The organism is Streptomyces sp. NPDC087859 (assembly GCF_044742595.1).
Taxonomy (GTDB): Bacteria; Actinomycetota; Actinomycetes; order Streptomycetales; family Streptomycetaceae; genus Streptomyces; species Streptomyces canus_F.
On the sequence record NZ_JBIUUU010000038.1, the window covers coordinates 22,354 to 41,730 of the forward strand.

Consider the following 19,377-nt stretch of genomic DNA (forward strand, 5'->3'; position numbering starts at 1 on the left):
TGTGGGGCGAGACACATGCATGCACTGCCCCGATGTGTGACGTATCGGAGATACGTGTGATCTCATGGCGGTGTGTCCGTTGCCGCTCGAGAGCGGTGACCGTCGGTGTCATGCCGCTTCACTGCAGGAGGCTCTGTGCTCGCCGCGTTCATTCAGGCGTTCAGGACGCCTGACCTGCGCAGGAAGCTGCTCTTCACGCTGGGCGTCATCGTGGTGTACCGGATCGGTACGCATGTCCCGATCCCGGGCGTCGACTACAGGTCCGTGCAGGAATGCGTCTCGCAAGCCTCCGGCAACCAGGCGCTGTTCGGGCTGATCAACCTCTTCAGCGGCGGCGCGCTGCTCCAGATCACGATCTTCGCGCTCGGCATCCTGCCGTACATCACGGCGAGCATCATCCTCCAACTGCTGACCGTGGTCATCCCGCGCCTGGAAGCCCTCAAGAAGGAGGGCCAGGCAGGTACGGCGAAGATCACGCAGTACACCCGCTACCTGACCGTGGCGCTCGCCGTCCTCCAGGGCACGGGCCTCGTCGCCACCGCCCGCAGCGGCGCTCTGTTCTCCGGCTGCACCGCCGCGTCGTCCATCGTCCCGGACCGCTCGATCTTCACCACGATCGTCATGGTCATCACCATGACCGCCGGTACGGCGCTCGTGATGTGGCTCGGTGAACTCATCACCGACCGCGGCATCGGCAACGGCATGTCGATCCTGATGTTCATCTCGATCGCCGCCACCTTCCCGTCGGCGCTGTGGGCCATCAAGAAGCAGGGCACGCTGGGCGGTGGCTGGATCGAGTTCGGCACCGTCATCCTCGTCGGCCTGGTCATGGTCGGTCTGGTGGTCCTCGTCGAGCAGGCACAGCGCCGCATCCCCGTGCAGTACGCGAAGCGCATGGTCGGCCGCCGCGCCTACGGCGGCACGTCCACCTACATCCCGCTCAAGGTGAACCAGGCCGGCGTGATCCCGGTCATCTTCGCTTCCTCGCTGCTCTACGTCCCGGCCCTCGTGGCGCAGTTCGCAGGCGGCGACGACGGCTGGAAGACCTGGATCGAGCAGAACCTGACCAAGGGCGACCACCCGATCTACCTCACGGCGTACTTCCTGCTGATCGTCTTCTTCGCCTTCTTCTACGTCTCGATCTCCTTCAACCCGGACGAGGTCGCGGACAACATGAAGCAGTACGGCGGCTTCGTCCCCGGCATCCGGGCCGGCCGCCCGACCGCGCAGTACCTGTCGTACGTCCTCACCCGGATCACCTGGCCGGGCTCCCTGTATCTGGGGCTGATCGCCCTCGTCCCCACCGTCGCGCTGGTCGGGTTCGGCGCGACGAACAACTTCCCGTTCGGCGGCACCAGCATCCTGATCATTGTCGGCGTGGGTCTGGAGACCGTCCGGCAGATCGAGAGCCAACTCCAGCAGCGCCACTACGAGGGTTTCCTGCGCTGAGGGGCCGGCTCACCGGGCACGCCTACGTATGCCGGAACGTGGCCGTGAGCTCACGCGCATCGCTGATCATGGCGGGCCAGTAGGCGGACACGTCCGGGAGGTCGGGCGCCTCGCCGACGGTGTCGGCGTCCCCCTCGTAGTAGCTGGTGGTGGCCAGACTCAGGATCAGGACCGCGGCTCCGTCGCGCACCCTGAGTTCGGTGTGCCCGATGTCCTCGGCGATGACGAACGCCTCGTCGCCGAGATCGGGCACCGTCCGCACCTGGTCCGCCGCCACGACGCCGGCGTCCGTCACCTGCCGGTCGGCATCGAACTCACCCCGGGGATCGGCCTTTTTGTGCAGTGCCACGGAGATGCCGATGGTGGTGGTCACCGCCCAGTGTCCGCCTGGCTCGGCCCGGGAACCGCCCTGGAAGGACAGGGAGCAGTGGACCTGGTCGAGAGCCGGGTGCCTCAGCAGCTCGTTCTGCGACGTGTCGGGAACGCTCTTCAGCGCGAGTTCCTCGCGAAGTGAGGCCAACCGCGCTGCCTCGCACGATTCCTGGTCCAGCCGATAGCTGCGCACGTCAGTGCTCCCGTCCCCCGGGCCGAGCAGGAGGACCCCCGCCGCCCAGAGCGCGGAGGCCGTCAACGCGCCACCCAGAGCCCACAGCCAGGGCCTCCGGCGCGCGGTGTGTACAGGAGACCGCTGCACGAGGTCGTCCATGATCTCGGGGGACTCCAGCGGATCGATCCCCGCGCCCGTCTCCGGCTCGGAAATCACTCAGTGCCTCCTCGGAACCGTTCACACATGTGAGAGGCGATGATCGCACAACGAGCAATCGCGGGCCGTCGGTCACGAGACACCCAAGGGTGGTTCAACAGTGGCCACCAGGACGTAAAGAAGCGGAAGGTGTGCGAACCGACCCTTCCGAGAAGGCCTCATACCTATCGGAAGGCCTCACATGAGGCACCTGGAAGGGACACACCATGTTCTTCAGCCGACGCATTCACCGCGTTGTCACTCCTGCCGCCCTCTCGGCGGTCGCCGCAGCGGCGTTGATCGGTGTCACCGCGTCTCCGTCGCAGGCCGCGACCCGGCCGGGCTGGGCGGACACGTCCTCGCTGTCCGTCCGCGTGCATGCGCTGGACTCCGGGGCGGGGCAGCGCTACGCGACGGTGATTCTCACCAACAAGACCCACAGGACCGTCCGGACCGAGGGATACGTGGGGCTGCAACTCCTCAACACCCACAACAAGGACGTCACCACCCACGTCGTCCGCGACCGCGGCCGGGTCACGCTGATCACCCTCAAGCCGGGACAGAGCGCCTACACCCGGCTGCACTGGGCAGCTGTACCTGCCGCGGGTGAACCGACCACGGCCGAAAAGAACCCCACCCGCCTGGAGGTCACGCCGCCCGACTCCTACCACCACCTCGACACGGCCTGGAAGCTGGGTGAGGTCCTCCAGAAGGGCCGTATCGACATCACTCCGCTGGTGAAGGGCACCGGTCCGACGTTCTGACGGCCCGCGTCGCCTGGGCCCCGCCTCAGGGCAGGCCCCCAAGCCGAGCGTCGTCGTTCGGCGAGCACCACGCACGCACACATGTGTTCATCGCGGGAACCGCGACGGCTCCCACCTCACCTCGAGTGCTCCAGGAGGTAGTCGACGGCTTCGACGACATCGTCAGCCGTGTGGTGCGGAATCCCGAGGCCTTCGGGCCAGGCACGCCCGCGCACCCAGATCGTGCGCAGACCCGCCGCCGCGCCACCGGCGATGTCGGACTCGGGGTTGTCCCCGGTCATCCAGTCGTCGGGAGTCAACTGCGTGCCGCACCGGGCGGCGGCGAGCTCGAAGAGCCGGGCGTCGGGCTTGCGCACGTCGATGTCACCGGACGCGGCGATCCCGTCGATCAGATCGGCGAGACCGGTGGCCCGGACTTTGGCGCGCTGGATGTCACTGGCACCGTTGGTCGCGACCCCGATGCTCCAGCCGGCGTCCTTCAGCCGCGTCAGGCTGTCGAGTACGGCGGGCCGGCAGTGCACGGCGGCCGCCATGCGATCGACGTACACCCGCCACAGATGCCCGGCCGACTCCTTGACCTCGAACATGTCCCGCAGCCGCTCGAAGTCGGCGCGGTCCGCGCTCTCGGCCAACTCGGTGCGCAACCAGCCCTCGATCTCCGGCCCGTAGGCATGGTCGTGGGCCAGCTCGGCTATGGCATCCGCGAACGCGGCACGACGGTCGACCAGGGTGCCGTCCAGGTCGAACAGGGCAAGACGCGTGCCGCCGACCCTAGCCCGGCGGCACGTCGCGGGACCTGGCCGTCATGGTGGAATCGGCCCCCCTCGGGCATTCGCCTTCCTTTCCCGTGGGATGGCAGCATGCAGGAGAGCGCTCCCGGCGACGGATGGGACCGTCAGCACCACAGCAGGGAGAACCGATGAACGCGCAAGGCCGGTTCTCCCTCCGCCCCGCCGAGGACGCAGACCCCACCGCGTCGCCCGCCTCCTTCGCGCACCGGACACGGCCCGTCGATCCCGGCTTCGTCGGCCGCGCCGCCGAGCTGCGGGCGCTACGGGACTTCCTGATCGAGGCGACGGCTCAGGGCGCGGTCCGGGTGATGTACGGGCAGGCCGGCGCGGGCAAGTCGGTGCTGCTGGAAGCCACCGTCCAGGCGGCGACGGCCACCGGCATGCGCGTCCTGCGCTGTGCCGGCATCCGCGGCAGCAAACCGCCCGACCTGTCCGGCCTGCTCCAGATCCTCTGGCCGGTCCTGGCAGACCCGCACCGGCCACCGACCACCGCCGGCTCCCTCGCCGCGGTCGACCTCGACACCCTGACCGGCGTGCTGGTCGACGGCGCACCCGCGCCGGGCGGCGGACCGTCCTGGCTGTCCTTCGCCGCCCTGGAGGTGCTGACGGCCGTCAGCCACGCCGGACAGCCCCTGCTGGTCGCCGTCGACGACTGGGACGCGCTGGACGAGCCCAGCAGGCACGTGCTGGCCTTCGTCGCCCGCCGGACCGGGGGCCACCCGCTGGCCCTGCTGCTGGCCTCGCGGCGTCCGGGTCTGGACGCGCAGGCCGTCCGCGAACTCCTGGCGACCGCGGCCGGCAACCCCCTGGCCCTGCTGGAACTGCCCGTCCCGGCCGAGGACGCACTGCCCGGCATGCCCGCCTCCTCCGACCGGCTCGCCTCCGCCATGGCGCCGGGCGCCGCCCGCCTGCCCACCGCGACCCGCGACCTGCTGCTGGTCGCGGCGCTGCACCCGGAGGGAGACCTGCCGCTGCTGCTGTCGGCCGCCTCCGGCATCGACGGAAGCGCGGTGGACTTCGCGGCGCTGGACCCCGCGGAACGCGCGGGCCTCGTGACGTTCGACGGCATGCACCCCTGCTTCAGCCACCCCGCGATGGCGGGAGCGGTCGTCCACGGCACCGACCCGCGCCGGTGCCGGGCCGCGCACGCCGCCCTGGCGGCCGTCCTGGCCCCCGGCTCGGTCCGCATGCTGTGGCACCGGTCCCAGGCGGTGGAGGGCCACGACCCGGAGCTGGCCGCCCGCCTGGAGGCGCTGCACGGCGACGCGCTCGAGCAGTGCGAGCCGACGACGGCCGTCCGCCTGCTGCGACGCGCCGCCGACCTCCACCCGCACCCCGCCGACCAGGGCCGCTGCGCCCTGCGGGCCGCTCAGCTCGCCCAGCTCTTCGGCCTGGAGCGGATGACCCGCGCGATGGCCCACCGCGCACTGGGCCACCCGCTGGGACCCCTGGGCACCCTGTGCGCCAAGGCCCTGGCCCGACCGGACCGAACCATCCCAGCCGACCCCGGCTCCGAAAACGATCCCGACCCCACCGACCCGTCCTCCTGGCCGGCCCCCATCGGCCCCGCCGAGCAGGAGAACGCCCTGGAACTGGCCCGGATCGTGGCACCCGCCGTCGCGGGCGACGACAAGAGGTCCGAGGCGCTGCTCGCCTTCCTCGACGCGATCCCGGACCGTGCCCACGACCCGCGGCTCCTGCACGCGATGGCCACGGTCCGCCCCCTGGACCGGTCCGCCACCGTCCTCGTCGGCGCCTCGGCCCACCGGCACCTGAGCGAGCTGTCGGTACGCGACATCGAACGCCTCGGAGAAGCCGCGCTGCTGGCCGGTGACCCGTCGCGGGCCCTGGACCTGTTCCGGCACGCGGAGCGCCGCCGCCGCTTCCACGCCCTGCCCGACCAGCTGCCCTGGGTGCTGCTGCGGCAGGGACTGGCACACCTGGCCATGGGCAACTGGGTCCAGGGCGAGCACGCGTTCCGGCAGTGCGCGGAGCTGGCCGACGGAGCGTACGGCCAGGAGCACCACACGGCGGCCGCCCGCCTTCTGGAGCATGTCGTACGGGCCCTGCGCACCGGCGCCCCGGTGGACCTGGCCGACGCCCACGACCTTTCGGCCGCCCGACGCTCGGTGCGCTCGATCGACGCGGTGCTCGCGGTCGGCACCGCCTGGGCCTTGGTGGAGTCCGGTCGGACCGCGTCCGCCCTGCCCACGTTGTCGTCGCTCCTGACGGATCCGCGCACGCGCGCGGTCGCCCTGTTCGCCGTAGTCACCTTCGCCGAGGCCGCCAAGGCCGAGCACGCCTCCCAGGAGGCGCTCGCCACGCTCGACCGGCTCGAGAGGGAACTGGGTCCGCAGCGCCCCCGCGTGGTCACCCTCCGCTTCACGGTGGCGCGGGCCGTCCTCGCGGACGACCAGGACGCCCGGACGATGTATGAACGCGCGTCGAGTGAGGACCTGTCCCGCTGGCCCTATCTGGAGGCGCCGCTGCGGCTGGCGGAGGGCAGATGGCTGCGGCTACGGCGGCAGTTCGCCGACGCCCAGGCCGCCCTGCGGCAGGCGGCGGCCGGCTTCACCATGCTGGGCGCCGAGGCGCGCGCCCCGAGGATCGCCGCGGAACTGCGGGCCTCCGGAGACCGGGTGGACGCCGCCGCACCGGGCGCACCCCGGCCCACCGCGGCGCGCGATCTGCTCACCGCCCGGGAACTGCGGATCGCCGAGCTGGCCGCCCGCGGCCTGTCCAACCGGGAGATCGGCGAGCAGCTCGGTCTCGCGCCACGGACCATCGGCGCGTACCTCTACCGCATCTTCCCCCGGCTGGGAGTGACCTCCCGCGCGCAGCTCGCCGAGGCGCTGCGGGACGTACACACCCCCTGAACCTCGGCCGGCGGCGCGTCACTCGGCCCCGAACCTCGCAGCGAGCTGCGCGCGTGAGGAGACGCCGAGCTTCGGGAAAATCTGGTACAGGTGCGAGGCGACCGTACGAGGTGACAGCCGCAGCTGTTCCCCGATGGCCCGGTTGGACAGGCCGCGGGCGGCCAGCCGGGCGATGGTGAGCTGCTGCGGTGACAGCACGCGGGCGATGTCGGCCAGATCGTCCTCGGCGGGCTCCTCGTCCGCCGCCCAGCCCGTGGCCCGTAGCTCCGAGGCGGCCTGCTCGGCACGCGACACGGCTCCCAGCGCCCGGAAGACCGACTCCGCCGTGGACAGCGGCGTGCGGGACTCGGTGACGCGGCGCCGACGTCTGAGCCAGGCCCCGTACCCGAACCGGGTCATGCCGTGCAGCAGCGGCCACACCTCGATGCCGTGCCGCAACACGCGCCGGTAGCGCTCCTCCGCCTCGTCGTCCGGGGCGAGCACCGCGTCGGCGTAGGCCACGATCCGTTCCAGCAGGGGGGAGCACCCCGCCCGGGTCAGGTCCGCGACATGGTCGAGAACGGTCCTGGCATCGTCCTGCTCCCCGGCGGGCAGCGCCGCCTCCGCCAGAAAGGCGAGCCCCCAGAACTGCTCGAAGGCGTACGGCGTCGTCGGGTCGGCGAACAGGGAACGCAGCCGGACGTAGGCCTCGGCGTAACGGCCCGTGCCGGACGCGGTGAGCGCGCGGGCCAGAACGGCCAGGCTCAACTGCCGGTCCTGGCCGAGGCGCAGGGAGGACTCCTCGACCTCCGCGGCACACTCCAGCGCCCGGTCGTACTCCCCACGCAGCGCCGCGACGACGGCCAGCATCCCCGTGGCCCGCGCCCCCCAGTCGGGCTGTGCCGTCCGCTCGGCGATCATCTGGCTCTCCTCGGCCAGCGCCAGGGCGGTGTGCCACTCGGCGCCAAGCCAGATCTGGCACATCGTCCTCGGTACGAGCATCAGCGGCAGCTGCCCGTACCGGCCGCCGGCGCGGAAGGCGGCCTCCAGCTCACGCAGGAGCGGCTCGGCCAGTTCGAAGTCGATGGTGAGGGTGGTCACCTGACTGAACAGGCTCCGCCCTTCGGTCTCGGAGGGGCCGGGCACCGGCTGCGGGACCGGCGGCCTGGGCACGCTCAGGGGGTCGGTCAGCGACAGCACGACGAGATACCACCCGTCCCGGGGCCCGGCCCTCAGCTCCTTCGCCGTCCGCAGGACCAGGTCACGCTCCGGGCCGACCTGCTGCCACCTGCATCTGCGCGCCGCGCCGAGCAGCAGCTTCTGGGTGAGCACGGGATCCTGCGCGGCGACCGCGCGCGCGGCCTCGCACAGTTCGACGATCCGCTCCCGCCCGGCCGCGCTGCTGCCCGGCAGCAGATCGTGCACCCTCAGCAGCAGGGCACGCCCGAACGTTCCCAACCCGGTCGGGTCGACCTGGCTCACCTGCCGGAGGGCCTGGTCCACCAGCCCGTGGTCGCAGGCCAGTTCGGCGGCCCGCAGCAGCCGTACCGCCCGCTGTTCGGGGTTCGCTGACAGCCGCGCGGCGGCCTCCAGCGCGGCGAGCGTCACCAGCACCCCGGTGACCGGAAACGCACCGGCCCCCGGCGACTCCAGTCGCCGCGCGAGGTCCTCGTCGGGAACCGCCACGCACTGGGCCGTGTGCCAGGCGGCCTGAGCAGGGCCGGTCAGGCTCCGCCCGAGCGCGGCGTGCGCGGCCATACGCCGCGCCGCCGACGCCAGCCGCACCACGGCCGGACGCATCAGCGGAGCACTGAAGCGCACCCGAGCACCATCGCCAGCCTCTGGCGCCTCGACCGACTCCACGACCAGTCCGCGAGCGACGAGCTCCGCGAGGCCGGCCCGCGCCCCATCGGCGTCGCCGAGCAGAAGGGTGCTCGCGCGCAGGATGTCCCGCGGGCACGGTGAGGTGCTCAGCGCCGCGGTGAGCAGCACGTCGCGGGCCGACGCCGACAGCGTCTCCCAGTCGTACGCGTACGCCTCGGCCAGGCGCTGTGTCGCGGGCAGCATGCCGAAAACGGCCGCGTCCCCGAGCCGCTCACCGCCCAGGGCGAGCTCGGTGAGGGCGAGCGGATTGCCTTGCGCCACGGCGAGGACGAGCTGCTCCTCGCCGTACCCGGTGACCCGTCCGGCGCGGGCGACGAGTGCGCGGGCGTCCGCGTCGGACAGCGGGCCGAGCTCCACCGTGGCCCCGTGCGGAGGCGACCAGGTCCGGGCGCCGACGGCACGTTCGGCCATGATCATGCCCACCGGTTCCACCGGTCCCTTCTGCGGGGCACCGGTGGGCATGATCGCGGCCAGGGCGCGCAAGGTGTCGCGGCTGGCGGAGTCGAGACGGTCGAGGTCGTCCACGCACAGCAGAACCGGCTCCGACAGTGCGCCCAGCAGCCGAAGCGCCGCCGAGGCCACCTCTCCCGGCGCCGACACGGCGCCGACACCGGTGAACGCGGCGCGCAGAACGGCGCGATCCTGGTCCGGCAGATCGACGACCAATGCAAGGGCGGGGCGCAGAAGGCCGTGCAGCGCGGCGTGGGCCAGCGCCCCTTCGCCGGGCGCCCAGGCCGTCGCCAGCACGCGTACGCCCTGCCGCTCGGCCTCGGCCGCAGCGAAGCGCAAGAGCGCGGACTTTCCCGTACCGGGCAGGCCACTCAGGTGGAGCACCCGGCCACCGCCCCGGGGCAGATCCGTCAGCAGCGCGCACACCAGCTCCCGCTCCCGCTCCCGACCGACCAGGCCGGTGTCGACCAGGCCGGTGTCGTCGGGACCGGTGCCGGCCGAGCCGGTTTCTGCCGTCAGGTCGGCTGCCTGGGCGTCGACATGCGCGCTGATCACGTGCGCTCCCGCTCTCCCGCCGCCTCTATCGTTCCAGGCCCGCAAGTCTGCGGCACGCGCTCACCCGAGCACCCCTTCTTCCGCGAGCCCACTGTCCGCGCCGCCGGCCGCTGCCGCGTACAGGGCGCGGATGCTGACGGCGGCCCCCGATTCCAAACGGCTGAAGACCCAGTCGATGGGATGGCACTCCCGCGCGTCCGGCAACACCACGACATACGCGGCGGCCGGGAGGGGGGCGGCCGGGGTGTGCCGCCAGGCACCGCCGATGTGGCGCGTCACGATCTCGCCGAGATAACACCCGAAGCCGACGAGGGACTCGGCCATCTCCTCAGGGCTCACACCCTCGGCCCGGAAGCCGTCGACAATGTCCTCCACGACCTCGATGCTCTGCGGACTGTAGTCCAGCTCCGCATCACTGATGTCGGCTGCCGCCGCGACGATGGCGGCGGCGAGCTGGGGCGCACTGCCGGGTTCGAGCGGGGGAGTCAGGTGCACCTGCATGTTGGTCCTCGGGCTGTTGCCGTCAATGAGGTCAAAACTAGCCGCAGAACACCCGTCTACACATGTCTCTGCCCGGTTCAGGACGGAATGCGACCGCCCGGAAGGGTAAATGAGACACCTACGGACGGCACGTGTGCACCCTCCGAAGGCTGGAGCGCACATGTTTCCCGAGTCCGGCGAGACCGGCTCCCGTCGATGACAACGTCACCCAGCTCCATGTGACCGCCGAGTCGAACGCCACACGACAGTGCCCGTGCCGGAGGCGCCCAGTGCACCTGGTGCATTTTGCCCTCGTCGGGGATGAGGCCCACCGTGCCGTTCGGCACCCGGGCAGCTCTAGGCGTACGTCGACCGGCGTGTCCGCGGGCAGCTCCAGCGTCTCGGCGATCCGAACCGACCGGCCGCAGCCCGTCACGCTGAAGGCGACGGTGACGGGCACGACACCGGAGGCCCGGGCCGGGAGAAAAAGGCGACCCTGGCGGCCGGGCCCAAACTTCATGGCCGGCCTGCCGACCCCGCCTGCACCCTCGCCACAGGCGCTGCCCCCAACCTGCTCAAAACGACGGTCGTCGCCGCCGAGCTCCCGGTGCCCTGCTTCCCGGTGATGACCGGCGCCATGGGGACCAAGCCCGCCGTGCAGCGCAACGTGGGCCAGCTCCGCCATAACGGCCACCACTCCGCTCGCGCGTCAGCCTGGTTCCCCTGGGTTGTTGCAGTAGGCCAACGGGACTCACGGGACTCTACTTTCTGGATAGCGGACCGCCTGCGAGAAGGTTCTACAAGTCCCGAGGGCTTCAGTCCCGTTTCAGTCCCGTCTGGAAAAGTGCAGGTCAGAGCAGTCTTCTCTGTGGTCACGGGACTGACGGGACTGGACCTTCTAGTTATGGTGATCAGGCGCGTGTGTATGCGCGGACGCATATAAGATTCCGTAGTTGTACGTGTGTAGCTCATAACTACAACTCTCAGTCCCGTCAGTCCCGTGCTTCAGCTCAGCAGGGCTTTGACCTGGAGTTTTGTCGCGGGACTCAACGCGGGACTGAAGCGCTGCTGCGGCATTGAGACCCGTGAGTCCCGCTCTGGACCGCTCTCACGCCCGGACCGGAGTACGGGACTGAGGGACTGACGGGACTCAACTTTCGACACGCGCTACAGGCGACGGCGACGCCGGACACACGTGCGCTACGCTCGGTTCCGCATGTGAACTCCTCAGTCCCGTCAGTCCCGTCAGTCCCGATTTTCGTACGCTGACCAGCACCTTTGGAGAACGGGCCTGACGGCGCCGACCGAAGCCCGACAAGGACATCCAGTGCCAGCGACAGCCCTCATCCTCCCTGCCGGGATTGCGGAGCCCCACGCTGCTTTCCGCTGGAGTGCCTCCTGTGGCCGGCCGGCCCGCCCCCTGGCCGCAGGTGCGCAGCGCACGTTCCCCTCGCGAGGATGCTCATGAGCAGCGCCGAGCCGGTCCGCTTCGACGCCGCGGCCGCCGCCGAGCAGATGCGCCTGCACCTGCCGGAGGCCCACCTGACGCTGCCGACGCAGCAGTCCGATGACGCCCCGCGCCCCGCGGCGGGAACCGAAGGGCTGTTCCCTGATGAGCTGACCGACCGTGCCATGGCCAAGCTCTTCGCCCGGCTCTACGCCGGCCAGTTCCGCCATGTCGAAGGGCTGGGCTGGTATTCCTGGGACGTGTACCGGTGGCGTCGCACCGGCGGGGAGAAGGCCGCGGTCTGGGCCGCGGGAGACATGGCCGAGCAGATCCCGCTGACCGACCCCCGCGGACGTTTCAGCAGCGGCCAACTGCAGGCGCATCGGCGGCGCACCCAGTCGACGGCCGGAGTCAAGGCGCTGCTGCAGCAGGCCCAGGCCGCTCCCGGGCTGAGCCTGGACCCCGACACCCTCGACGGCGACATCTACGCCTTGTGCACCCCGGCCGGCGTGGTCGACCTGAAGACCGGCGAACTGCGCAAGCCCGATCCGATCCTCGACATGCACTCCCGGGCCACCACCGTCGCCCCCCAGCCGATGGACACCCCTCGCTGGAACCGTTTCCTCGCCGACACCTTCGGCGGCGACGACACCGGCGTGGAAACGATCCGGTTCCTGCACCTGCTGCTCGGCTACTCCGTCACCGGCGACGTCGGCGCACAGGTCCTGCCCTTCCTCTACGGCTCCGGCGCCAACGGCAAGTCCGTCCTGCTGGACGTGATGATGCAGATCCTGGGCGACTACGCGAACGCGGCCCCTCCGGGATTCCTGATGGAGAAGGGCAAGTTCGCCGAGCACAGCACCGAGCTGACCGAACTGCACGGCCGACGCATCGTGGTGTGCAGCGAACTCAAGCCGAACGACAAGTTCAACGAAGCCCGGGTCAAGCTCCTCACCGGCGGCGACGCGATCACAGCCCGGCGGATGCGGCAGGACTTCTTCTCCTTCCACCCCACGCACAAGCTGTGGCTGCTGGGCAACCACCGGCCCGAAGTCGGCACCGGCGGCTACGCGTTCTGGCGGCGCATGCGGCTGATCCCCTTTGAGCGGAAAGTCCCCAACCACCGGAAGATCGACAACCTGGCCGCCGAGCTCGTGCGGGACGAAGGGCCGGGCATCCTGCAGTGGCTGATCGACGGAGCCCGCCGTTACCTCGCCACCCGTGACCCGCTGACGGGCCCGGCCGCGGTGCGCCTGGCGACCGAGGCGTACGAGAAGACCGAGGACCACATCGGCCGCTTCATCGCCGAGAGGTGCACGATGGGGGAGGAGGGCCGTCCCGACTCGGCCCTGCGCGTCGAGCAGAAACTCCTGTACGAGACCTACGGCAACTGGTGCGCGGACGAGGGGATCCAGCGAGCGACCAGCCGGGCCTTCGCCAGCCGCATCCGCCAGGAACTGGGCCTGTCCTCACCCACTGAAATGATCAAGAACAATGACCGGAAGCTGTACCCCGGCCTGGCCCTGCTCGCCGACGTCCACGACGAAGAGCCGGTAACCGGCCAGGACACGGCCTTTCCGGGGAGACGCGCATGACGGCCCCGCACTCCCTGGGGCTGCCGCACGCGTGGCCGTACGATGAGCACCGCGCCCTCGGCCCGTACCGGACACGGTGGCAGGAGACGAGTGGCGCGAACGCCCGCGCAGGCCACGAGCCGGGCGACGAGAACGAGGAGGGTCTGCGGCCATGAGCTCGATGCTGCAAGACAGCCAGCTCACCGGTGAAGAAGAGGTGGTGTGGCTGGAAGAGCCGGACCACCTCGACTACGTCCGCCAGGCCCTGGACAAGGTCAGCACCCGGCGGGGCAAGCCCCGCTACTCCCGCGACGGCCGCCTCGTCGGCTACACCACCCTCGCCGCGGACGCCGAACGGGACCCCGACAGTGGCCTGTTCGCCCGCAGGACCTTCTTCCTCCTGCCACACGACCGCGACAGCGACCCCACCGGCGACTACCAGGTCGGCGCCCCCGGAGAAGCCGTCGACCCGCGCACCATCGAGCCCGGGAAGGTCGGAGCCAAGACGCCCCGCTCACAAAAAGGCCGCACGGCGCAGATAGCGCCCGCGGGGCCTTGACCGTAGAGCCGACCCGCAACCACCATCCGCACCGCGAGTCCGCTGGCGCGCCTGGGGCGGTTCCCGCCAGCTGGCCCTCCGGCACGGCCTCACCGGAGATGTCAGTGAAGGGGATGTCCTTGCTGGTGACGGTCAGCGATAAGTCCATGACGGCGTAGCGCAGCCGCAGAGCAGCCTTGGCATCCCAGCGCGTCCCCACACACACGCGACGTGTGCCGCCACCTCCCCCGTCATGGGGGCCCGAAGTGTGACCCGGACAGAACCACCTCCTGCTGACAGAACTAGGAACCTTGCCTCCATGCGGGGCCAATCAGAATAGCGCTGGGTATCTACTGGGCTGCGGTTGTGCTTGTTGGAGGACGGTGACATCCGAAACCCAAGGCGCACGAGCGGAGCGGGCTGGATCACCGCATGCTCATCACACCGCGCCCTGGTACAGACCGGAAGAACATCCGGCGGGCCCTCAGCGGCGTCCACACCATGGCGATGAACCTGCAGCGGCCGTACGACAGCGCCTTCGAGGGGCTGCTGACGTGGATGAACGCCGCGCTCGAGCGAGGTCGGCTGCTGACGTTGTTCTCGCCGGCGTATTTCGAGCCAGAAGGATGCACACGACCGCACCGCCAACCAGGTTCTCGACCTCGTGTAACCGGAGGAACTGCGAAGCACTGCACACACGAAGGAGGGGCCGCCCCGAATCGGGGGCAGCCACCTCCTTCGTGTCCCGATGCGGAGTCAGGTCGGGATGTTGAACTCGCCGCGGTTCGCGCCGTCGACGAAGCACTCCCAGACATGTCCGGAGACGACGAAGGGGGGATTGCTCAGGTCCTCGTTGTCCCGCAGGGCTACCCGGCCGTCGTCGAGGAAAGCGACCTCCAGGCACCCGCCGCTACCGGAGGAGGCCGAGGCCTTGAACCAGTTCAAGCCATCGAGGTTGGTGGTGTTGCTCATGGTTTCTCCCTGGCGGCGTTCTGGAGGAGAGCCGCCGAATCGTCGGGGTCCAGCGCGTGCGCACGCAGCAGATCGAGGGACCGGCTGAATTTCCGCACGTCATGAGGCCGGTCGAGGTAGAGGTTTCCGGCCGGTGAGTCGACGTAGGCGACCGGGGGAGCGTCCTCGAACTCGAGGACGGCGAACGCGCCGCCCAGGCCGGGATGCGCGCCCTTGGCCACCGGCATCATCTGCAACGTCACGTTGGGAAGAGCCGCCAAGATCAACCGAAAGCTGCTCAAGCAGCGCATCCTGATCGAGCGCGGCCGCATCGGCAACTACAAGCTCTACCGGATCAGCCCGTACATTGCTTTTCACGGGACCGGGATTGAGCAACGGGAAGCGATCAAGACGTGCAACCCGCCGGACATCCCCGGTTTCGACAACACGACCGCTTCGTGGTGGGAGGCTCAGTGAGCAGCGACGACAAGAACAGGCTCCTGGACGTCCTCCACCGCACCGCGGGCATGACCGCCAACCAGCGCCTGGTCGTCATGCTCTACGCGATGCACCCCGCCGACCGCGCCGGCGCCGTCATTGAGACCGGCGCCAAGCTTGCCGAGCTGGTCGGCATGTCTCCCACGGTGTTCTCCCGCACCCGGCGTCAGGTGGTGGAAGCCGGATGGCTCGAGGAATCCGAGCGGCTCGCGCACATCAGTTACTACCGGCTCAGTGCGAAGTGCACCGGTGAGGACGTCGTCGTACCCCTGCGCCGCGCAACCTGAACAGGCCCGAGAACCAGCGCTCATGTACGTGAGGTCAATGAGTACCGGTCGAGGGACCGGTACTCATTGACCTCACGTACATGAGCGCTGAGGGTTCTGAAGACTCTCAACGAACCGGGAACCTTCGGCGAATGGCAGGCCACCAATGGGCCGCGGTATCTGTTCGCGACTGCACTTCGTCCAACCAGTGTGGAACGGGGTGAGTCGTGCTGAGGTCAGCCGCACCTGCCGCGAAGCGGCTCAGCGGGATCTGGCCCGCACCCGGCGGTGGATCGTCGATGAGGGACGCCGCGAGGCCGAACGCCGACGCGGTGTCGAGGCCGGGCCGCCGGTGCCGGACTGGTTGATCGAGCAGGGCGTCGGCCATCACGGCCCGCCGGTCTACGTACACGCCGGCGGGTGTCACATGGCGGGCGAGCGGTCCAAGGGTGCGGCGCGGGAGCAGGCGGTCCACTGGCTGCCCGGGTCCTCGTGGTCAACCCTGACGGATACATCGAGCTTCATAGCGGCTCAGAGGAGCCGGCGGGTTGTGAATCAGCCGACTGTGAAGGGGAATTGACGCGGCGTAGGCGCTCGACTTACGCTTGCTGTGTGTAGCCGCTTGGTTGCATGTTTTTGGGGGCGGGCTTCGTCGCGCAAGCGACAGGAAGCCGGGGAATTAACCCCAGGAGACATGCGCGCGAAGCGGCTTGTTGCTTATCTGGGGCTTGAGTCCTCGCGTGCCCGCCCTTCGCGACTGGGAAGGACCGGCGGTGTCGTCGCAGATTGAGCCATCAGAAGAGAACTCTGCCGTTTCGCGGCCGTCGACGTCGGGTCCCCGCAGCGAGCCGCTCTTGACCCAGCGCGCGGTCCTCGTCCTGCTGACGGCCGCTTTCTTTGGTTTTGTTGTCGGCGGACTCACCTACCTCAGTACGCGTGACGTCGCCAGCGCCGCTCTTGCCGGTCTGGCGTGTGCAGGGGCCAGCACCCTGGGCCTGCACCAGCTGATCGGCTGAAGCGCAGACGAATCCGGCGCCCCGGTATCAACCCCGTCCTACAGCACGCCGAGCAGGGCGTTGTCCTCCCACTGGCCGACGACCTCGAGGTAGCCGGCCAGCACCTTGGAGTGCGGGGCCCATCCGCCCTGCGCTTAGCGATGACGATCTGGTCGTGGCCCTTCAAGCGGGACGAAGTGGCGAGCCCGCGGCGAGGCTGTGGCCGGTGAAGCGGATCCCGATCCCGGCGCATTCACCAGCACGGGTGGCGACGTCGCCGATGGACTCGGGCTCCAGTCCGCCCGCTATGACGGTGTGCCAGCGGTTGTGGAGGCCCCGCAGGTGTATCCGTCCGGGCCGGTGAGGCCGGCGGCTCCCGCCACACTTCCCAGGCACGGACAGGGCAGATCGAGGGGCGAGAGCCGAACGAGACCGGAACGACACGGGCCGGACCTTGGACACGCGCAGGTCGGTCTGGATGCCACCGAGGGTCTCGGCGTAGTCGCGGACCCGGTTGGAGGCGAGTCCGTGCTCGCGGCCGGCGACGGCGAAGTGCGTGAGCACCAGGGCACGGTCGCGGATGCCCATGAGCTTGTCGGGGCAGGCGGCGCTGATCATCACCAGGTGGTCGACGAGCAGTGGCGGGGCCTGGCCCCGGCCGAGGGTGGAGGTTGTGCTCGAGGCTTGAGGAGGGGGGTGGATGCCACGGCCTTAAGCTCACAGTCCCGAGGCGAACCCGGGGACCTTTGTGCCCACCCCCCTTAACCGCGGACCTCAAGGGTTCTCTGACCGGTCTCGACGAGCAAGCTAGCAAGAGGCACTGACAGTGGACCTGTGACGGCGTCCGGGCTGGAAGCAGACGCGCCCTGCGGTGACCAGCGTCTCCTTGCCCGCGTCCTCCGGCAGGCGCGCGGAGGGGCGGTGCGGCATCGCCCGGCCCCGGCGGCTATCTCACATTCGGCTGCGCAATGGTGGGGGCAGGCCTGCGCAACTGGCTTCGCGGCGGCTGCGCAATCGGCGATGACGGCGGCGCATACGCGGCTGCGTCCACTGCGCAGACTCTCCCGGTCATCCGTGCCCCGGGGCGTGCCGGTGAGGGGCGGTGCGCAGTCTGCGCAACTGCCCGGGGGCGGCGGGCTTCATCCGATGCGCACTGGCTGATGGTTGTGCGGCCAGTGCGCATCGCCTGTGCGTGGCGCTGATCTGCATGGTCGGCCCTGTGGTCGGGTCTGTCGGTTCGGAGTGTCCATGGTCGTGCTCGGGACCTGCGTGCAGGTCCCTGGCCGGCCGATTGCGCAGATTCCCGCTCGGCTGCGCAGGTGTTGACCTGCGTGGTCGGGGCTGTGGTCGGACCTGCGCACCCCGTGTGGGCGCCCTTTCGGTCGGGGAATGCGCACATGCTGCGCAGTGGGCGGTGAGTGTCGCAGTGCGCAGCAGCACGCCGATTGCGCAGACTCCGACCCAACCTCACTGCGCAGCGCTGTGACCTGCGGTGGTCGGGGTGGTGGGGTTGGGCCTGGCCTCCATGGTCGGGGCTGTGGTCGGGCCTGAACCCGCATGGTTGGCCCTGTTGGTCGGGGTGTGTAGGTGTTGCTCATCGGGCAGTGAGCGGGGTGCCGCGCAGAGCCGGGCTGACTGTGCAGGGGTCTGTTGGGGGTGTGGGAGGCGATTGCGTAGGCCTGCGCAATCGCCGGGTGTCCCGCGTAGTGGCTGTTTCACGCTCCGGGGATGTCGTTTCGACATGGATTCGGGAGTCACTGGCACCAGGTTTTCGTGATCAATGGTGATGTGCATTGATGTCACCTGGCCGCTGCGGCACCTTGTGCAGGCGTTTCAGACCGTGGCGGTAGGTCTGCTCCGTCGGTCGGTCAACGCGTTGTGAATGTGGCCGACTTGTCCGCGAAGACCGTGTCACCGTTCTTGCCGGTGGCCAGCGTCGCGACGTACCACGTGTCCTGCCCGGCTTCGGTGGCTTCCGCGGCGTCGGTGGTGGTGACCGGGACCTGGTAGGTGCAGTGCTGGGTGTCGTCGCCGGCGGGCTTGCATGTGGCCGACTCGACGTTGTTCATGTCTTTCTCGGTCAGGGGCTTGTCGGCGAAGGCGCCCTTCGGCCAGGCCAGCACCTTCAGGCTTTTGAGCCCGGACGGCGCTGTGATCTGTGTGGTGAAGGACAGCGAGCCGTCGTGGCCGGCGGCCGGGGCGGTGTAGCGGACGGCGCTGTCCTTCAGGGCCGGCGGCTGCTCGCCGGCCTGGGCGAGGGCGAAGGCGCTGGCCGCGCCGAGGACGGCGACGGCGGTGGTGGCGGAAAGGATGATGCGTCGGGACATGGTCGGTTCCCCCGTGTGTGATGGCGGCCGGGCGCCAACTCCGTTGGCCTGGCGTGCCGTTGTGGTCCTGGCGCGTTCTCCCGCGCCGTTGCGTCGATCTTCGCCGCACACCGCCGTCCCGGCCATGAGTACGTGTACTCAATCCCGTACTCACCCCCGCACTGCGCAGCTCCACGTCGGTTTCCCGTCCGTGCATGCGCAGGAAGTCGAACGCGACCAGGTGCGCAGGCAACTCGAGGGCCGCGCGGGCGGCGGCCGCGCCGCGGTGGTGCATGCGCTGCTGGAGACGCTCGAATGTGAGCCGGCCCGCCTCCCACACGATGAGCTCGCAGTCGACCGCCGTGTCGTCGGGCAGCTGGGGCTTCCTCAATCTCCGGGAACGCCGCACTCAGGTCGCTGCTGTTACGGCTGCGGACGGCGACACGGCCGTCGGCCCACCGGCCAGCCAGCGCACGGTAGCCATCCCACTTGGGCTGCGCCGCCCACCCCGCAGGCAGTGCCGGATCGTTGACCGGCACAGCGCGCATCGGCTCGGGCAACGACCAGCTGGACGGCACAGACGCAGGCATGGTCGACGCCTTCCACCGCCCGAGCCGCATCAGCCACCGTTCCCCCGGACGGGCGACGGTTCTCACGTGCGCATCGATTCCACGCTTTCGACGTGAGTGTCCGGGTGGCCGAGCGGTCTTGGAGGGGGCATGTCTACGGTGCTGGCCCTGTTGCGGTGGGGGTTGCGGTGGGGGTTGCGCCAGGGTGTTGCGGTGGAGGTTGCGCGGCTTCCTGGAGTCTCTCCGCGTCTCCCCTGGTCACT

Annotated in this window: 17 protein-coding genes and 1 pseudogene; 10 read left to right on the forward strand and 8 right to left on the reverse strand. The window is 70.0% G+C overall.

Annotation, left to right across the window (positions count from 1 at the left end; translation table 11 throughout):
* Positions 1-135 precede the first annotated feature (135 nt).
* Positions 136-1,449 carry a preprotein translocase subunit SecY gene (secY, locus tag ACIOHP_RS49280; protein ID WP_401898297.1) on the forward strand — a complete coding sequence of 438 codons (1,314 nt, stop codon included), beginning with the start codon at positions 136-138 and terminating at the stop codon, positions 1,447-1,449.
* Positions 1,450-1,471: 22 nt separating this feature from the next.
* Here secY and ACIOHP_RS49285 read toward each other — a convergent pair whose 3' ends face one another.
* Positions 1,472-2,212: a hypothetical protein gene (locus tag ACIOHP_RS49285; RefSeq protein ID WP_401898299.1), complete on the reverse strand. Its 741-nt coding sequence runs from the start codon at positions 2,210-2,212 to the stop codon at positions 1,472-1,474.
* 206 nt (positions 2,213-2,418) lie between these two features.
* Between ACIOHP_RS49285 and ACIOHP_RS49290 the strand changes: the two genes are divergently transcribed.
* A complete protein-coding gene (locus tag ACIOHP_RS49290) occupies positions 2,419-2,955 on the forward strand; it encodes a DUF4232 domain-containing protein (RefSeq protein ID WP_401898301.1) in 537 nt (178 codons plus the stop codon).
* Between the two features lie 116 nt (positions 2,956-3,071).
* On the opposite strand, the gene ACIOHP_RS49295 is transcribed toward ACIOHP_RS49290, so the two are convergent.
* Positions 3,072-3,704, reverse strand: coding sequence for an HAD family hydrolase (locus tag ACIOHP_RS49295; RefSeq protein WP_401898332.1), 633 nt, complete (start codon positions 3,702-3,704; stop codon positions 3,072-3,074).
* A 170-nt stretch (positions 3,705-3,874) separates the two neighbouring features.
* Between ACIOHP_RS49295 and ACIOHP_RS49300 the strand changes: the two genes are divergently transcribed.
* A complete protein-coding gene (locus tag ACIOHP_RS49300) occupies positions 3,875-6,622 on the forward strand; it encodes a LuxR C-terminal-related transcriptional regulator (protein WP_401898303.1) in 2,748 nt (915 codons plus the stop codon).
* 18 nt (positions 6,623-6,640) lie between these two features.
* Here the strand turns inward: ACIOHP_RS49300 and ACIOHP_RS49305 are convergent, their stop codons facing one another.
* Together ACIOHP_RS49305 and ACIOHP_RS49310 are read right to left on the reverse strand one after the other, a co-directional pair.
* The gene (locus ACIOHP_RS49305) at positions 6,641-9,490 is read right to left on the reverse strand and encodes an AAA family ATPase (protein ID WP_401898305.1); all 2,850 of its coding nucleotides are present in this window, start codon (positions 9,488-9,490) and stop codon (positions 6,641-6,643) included.
* Between the two features lie 60 nt (positions 9,491-9,550).
* Positions 9,551-9,991, reverse strand: a complete 441-nt coding sequence (locus ACIOHP_RS49310; protein ID WP_401898307.1) for a hypothetical protein — start codon at positions 9,989-9,991, stop codon at positions 9,551-9,553.
* Between the two features lie 1,443 nt (positions 9,992-11,434).
* On the opposite strand from ACIOHP_RS49310, the gene ACIOHP_RS49315 reads away from it, so the two are divergent.
* From ACIOHP_RS49315 to ACIOHP_RS49325, 3 genes are read left to right on the forward strand one after another with little or no spacing between them, the layout of a single operon-like run.
* Positions 11,435-13,012 (forward strand): phage/plasmid primase, P4 family, encoded by a 1,578-nt coding sequence (locus ACIOHP_RS49315; protein ID WP_401898309.1) that lies wholly within the window; start codon positions 11,435-11,437, stop codon positions 13,010-13,012.
* Entirely contained in the window at positions 13,009-13,167 is a 159-nt protein-coding gene (locus ACIOHP_RS49320) for a hypothetical protein (protein WP_401898312.1), read from the forward strand. The genes ACIOHP_RS49315 and ACIOHP_RS49320 overlap by 4 nt, the downstream gene beginning before the upstream one ends.
* Positions 13,164-13,550: a DUF6009 family protein gene (locus ACIOHP_RS49325; protein WP_361560777.1), complete on the forward strand. Its 387-nt coding sequence runs from the start codon at positions 13,164-13,166 to the stop codon at positions 13,548-13,550. Before ACIOHP_RS49320 ends, ACIOHP_RS49325 begins: the two co-directional genes overlap by 4 nt.
* A 735-nt stretch (positions 13,551-14,285) precedes the next feature.
* Here the strand turns inward: ACIOHP_RS49325 and ACIOHP_RS49330 are convergent.
* The gene (locus ACIOHP_RS49330) at positions 14,286-14,501 is read right to left on the reverse strand and encodes a DUF397 domain-containing protein (RefSeq protein ID WP_401898314.1); all 216 of its coding nucleotides are present in this window, start codon (positions 14,499-14,501) and stop codon (positions 14,286-14,288) included.
* Positions 14,498-14,722, reverse strand: a complete 225-nt coding sequence (locus tag ACIOHP_RS49335; protein ID WP_401898317.1) for a Scr1 family TA system antitoxin-like transcriptional regulator — start codon at positions 14,720-14,722, stop codon at positions 14,498-14,500. Before ACIOHP_RS49335 ends, ACIOHP_RS49330 begins: the two co-directional genes overlap by 4 nt.
* A 34-nt stretch (positions 14,723-14,756) precedes the next feature.
* Between ACIOHP_RS49335 and ACIOHP_RS49340 the strand changes: the two are divergent.
* From ACIOHP_RS49340 to ACIOHP_RS49355, 4 genes and pseudogenes are all read left to right on the forward strand, one after another.
* A pseudogene (locus tag ACIOHP_RS49340) lies at positions 14,757-14,957 on the forward strand (MarR family transcriptional regulator); the annotation flags it as partial.
* On the forward strand, positions 14,954-15,265 hold the full coding sequence (locus ACIOHP_RS49345) for a replication initiation protein, RepL2 (protein ID WP_401898319.1): 312 nt from the start codon (positions 14,954-14,956) through the stop codon (positions 15,263-15,265). The pseudogene ACIOHP_RS49340 and the gene ACIOHP_RS49345, both read left to right, overlap by 4 nt.
* Before the next feature lie 145 nt (positions 15,266-15,410).
* Positions 15,411-15,824 carry a DUF6233 domain-containing protein gene (locus ACIOHP_RS49350; RefSeq protein WP_401898322.1) on the forward strand — a complete coding sequence of 138 codons (414 nt, stop codon included), beginning with the start codon at positions 15,411-15,413 and terminating at the stop codon, positions 15,822-15,824.
* Positions 15,825-16,017: 193 nt separating this feature from the next.
* Positions 16,018-16,260 carry a hypothetical protein gene (locus ACIOHP_RS49355; protein WP_401898324.1) on the forward strand — a complete coding sequence of 81 codons (243 nt, stop codon included), beginning with the start codon at positions 16,018-16,020 and terminating at the stop codon, positions 16,258-16,260.
* Positions 16,261-16,422: 162 nt separating this feature from the next.
* Here the strand turns inward: ACIOHP_RS49355 and ACIOHP_RS49360 are convergent, their stop codons facing one another.
* On the reverse strand, positions 16,423-16,857 hold the full coding sequence (locus ACIOHP_RS49360; protein ID WP_401898325.1) for a hypothetical protein: 435 nt from the start codon (positions 16,855-16,857) through the stop codon (positions 16,423-16,425).
* 1,250 nt (positions 16,858-18,107) lie between these two features.
* Positions 18,108-18,566: a DUF5707 domain-containing protein gene (locus tag ACIOHP_RS49365; RefSeq protein ID WP_401898327.1), complete on the reverse strand. Its 459-nt coding sequence runs from the start codon at positions 18,564-18,566 to the stop codon at positions 18,108-18,110.
* Positions 18,567-19,377: the final 811 nt, after the last annotated feature.

Coding starts and splice junctions, on each gene's coding strand:
- ACIOHP_RS49330 (WP_401898314.1), bottom strand. CDS start 14,501: ATGAGCAACACCACCAACCTCGATGGCTTGAACTGGTTCAAGGCCTCG.
- ACIOHP_RS49290 (WP_401898301.1), top strand. CDS start 2,419: ATGTTCTTCAGCCGACGCATTCACCGCGTTGTCACTCCTGCCGCCCTC.
- ACIOHP_RS49360 (WP_401898325.1), bottom strand. CDS start 16,857: ATGATCAGCGCCGCCTGCCCCGACAAGCTCATGGGCATCCGCGACCGT.
- ACIOHP_RS49315 (WP_401898309.1), top strand. CDS start 11,435: ATGAGCAGCGCCGAGCCGGTCCGCTTCGACGCCGCGGCCGCCGCCGAG.
- ACIOHP_RS49350 (WP_401898322.1), top strand. CDS start 15,411: ATGGGCCGCGGTATCTGTTCGCGACTGCACTTCGTCCAACCAGTGTGG.
- ACIOHP_RS49310 (WP_401898307.1), bottom strand. CDS start 9,991: ATGCAGGTGCACCTGACTCCCCCGCTCGAACCCGGCAGTGCGCCCCAG.
- ACIOHP_RS49320 (WP_401898312.1), top strand. CDS start 13,009: ATGACGGCCCCGCACTCCCTGGGGCTGCCGCACGCGTGGCCGTACGAT.
- ACIOHP_RS49365 (WP_401898327.1), bottom strand. CDS start 18,566: ATGTCCCGACGCATCATCCTTTCCGCCACCACCGCCGTCGCCGTCCTC.
- ACIOHP_RS49300 (WP_401898303.1), top strand. CDS start 3,875: ATGAACGCGCAAGGCCGGTTCTCCCTCCGCCCCGCCGAGGACGCAGAC.
- ACIOHP_RS49325 (WP_361560777.1), top strand. CDS start 13,164: ATGAGCTCGATGCTGCAAGACAGCCAGCTCACCGGTGAAGAAGAGGTG.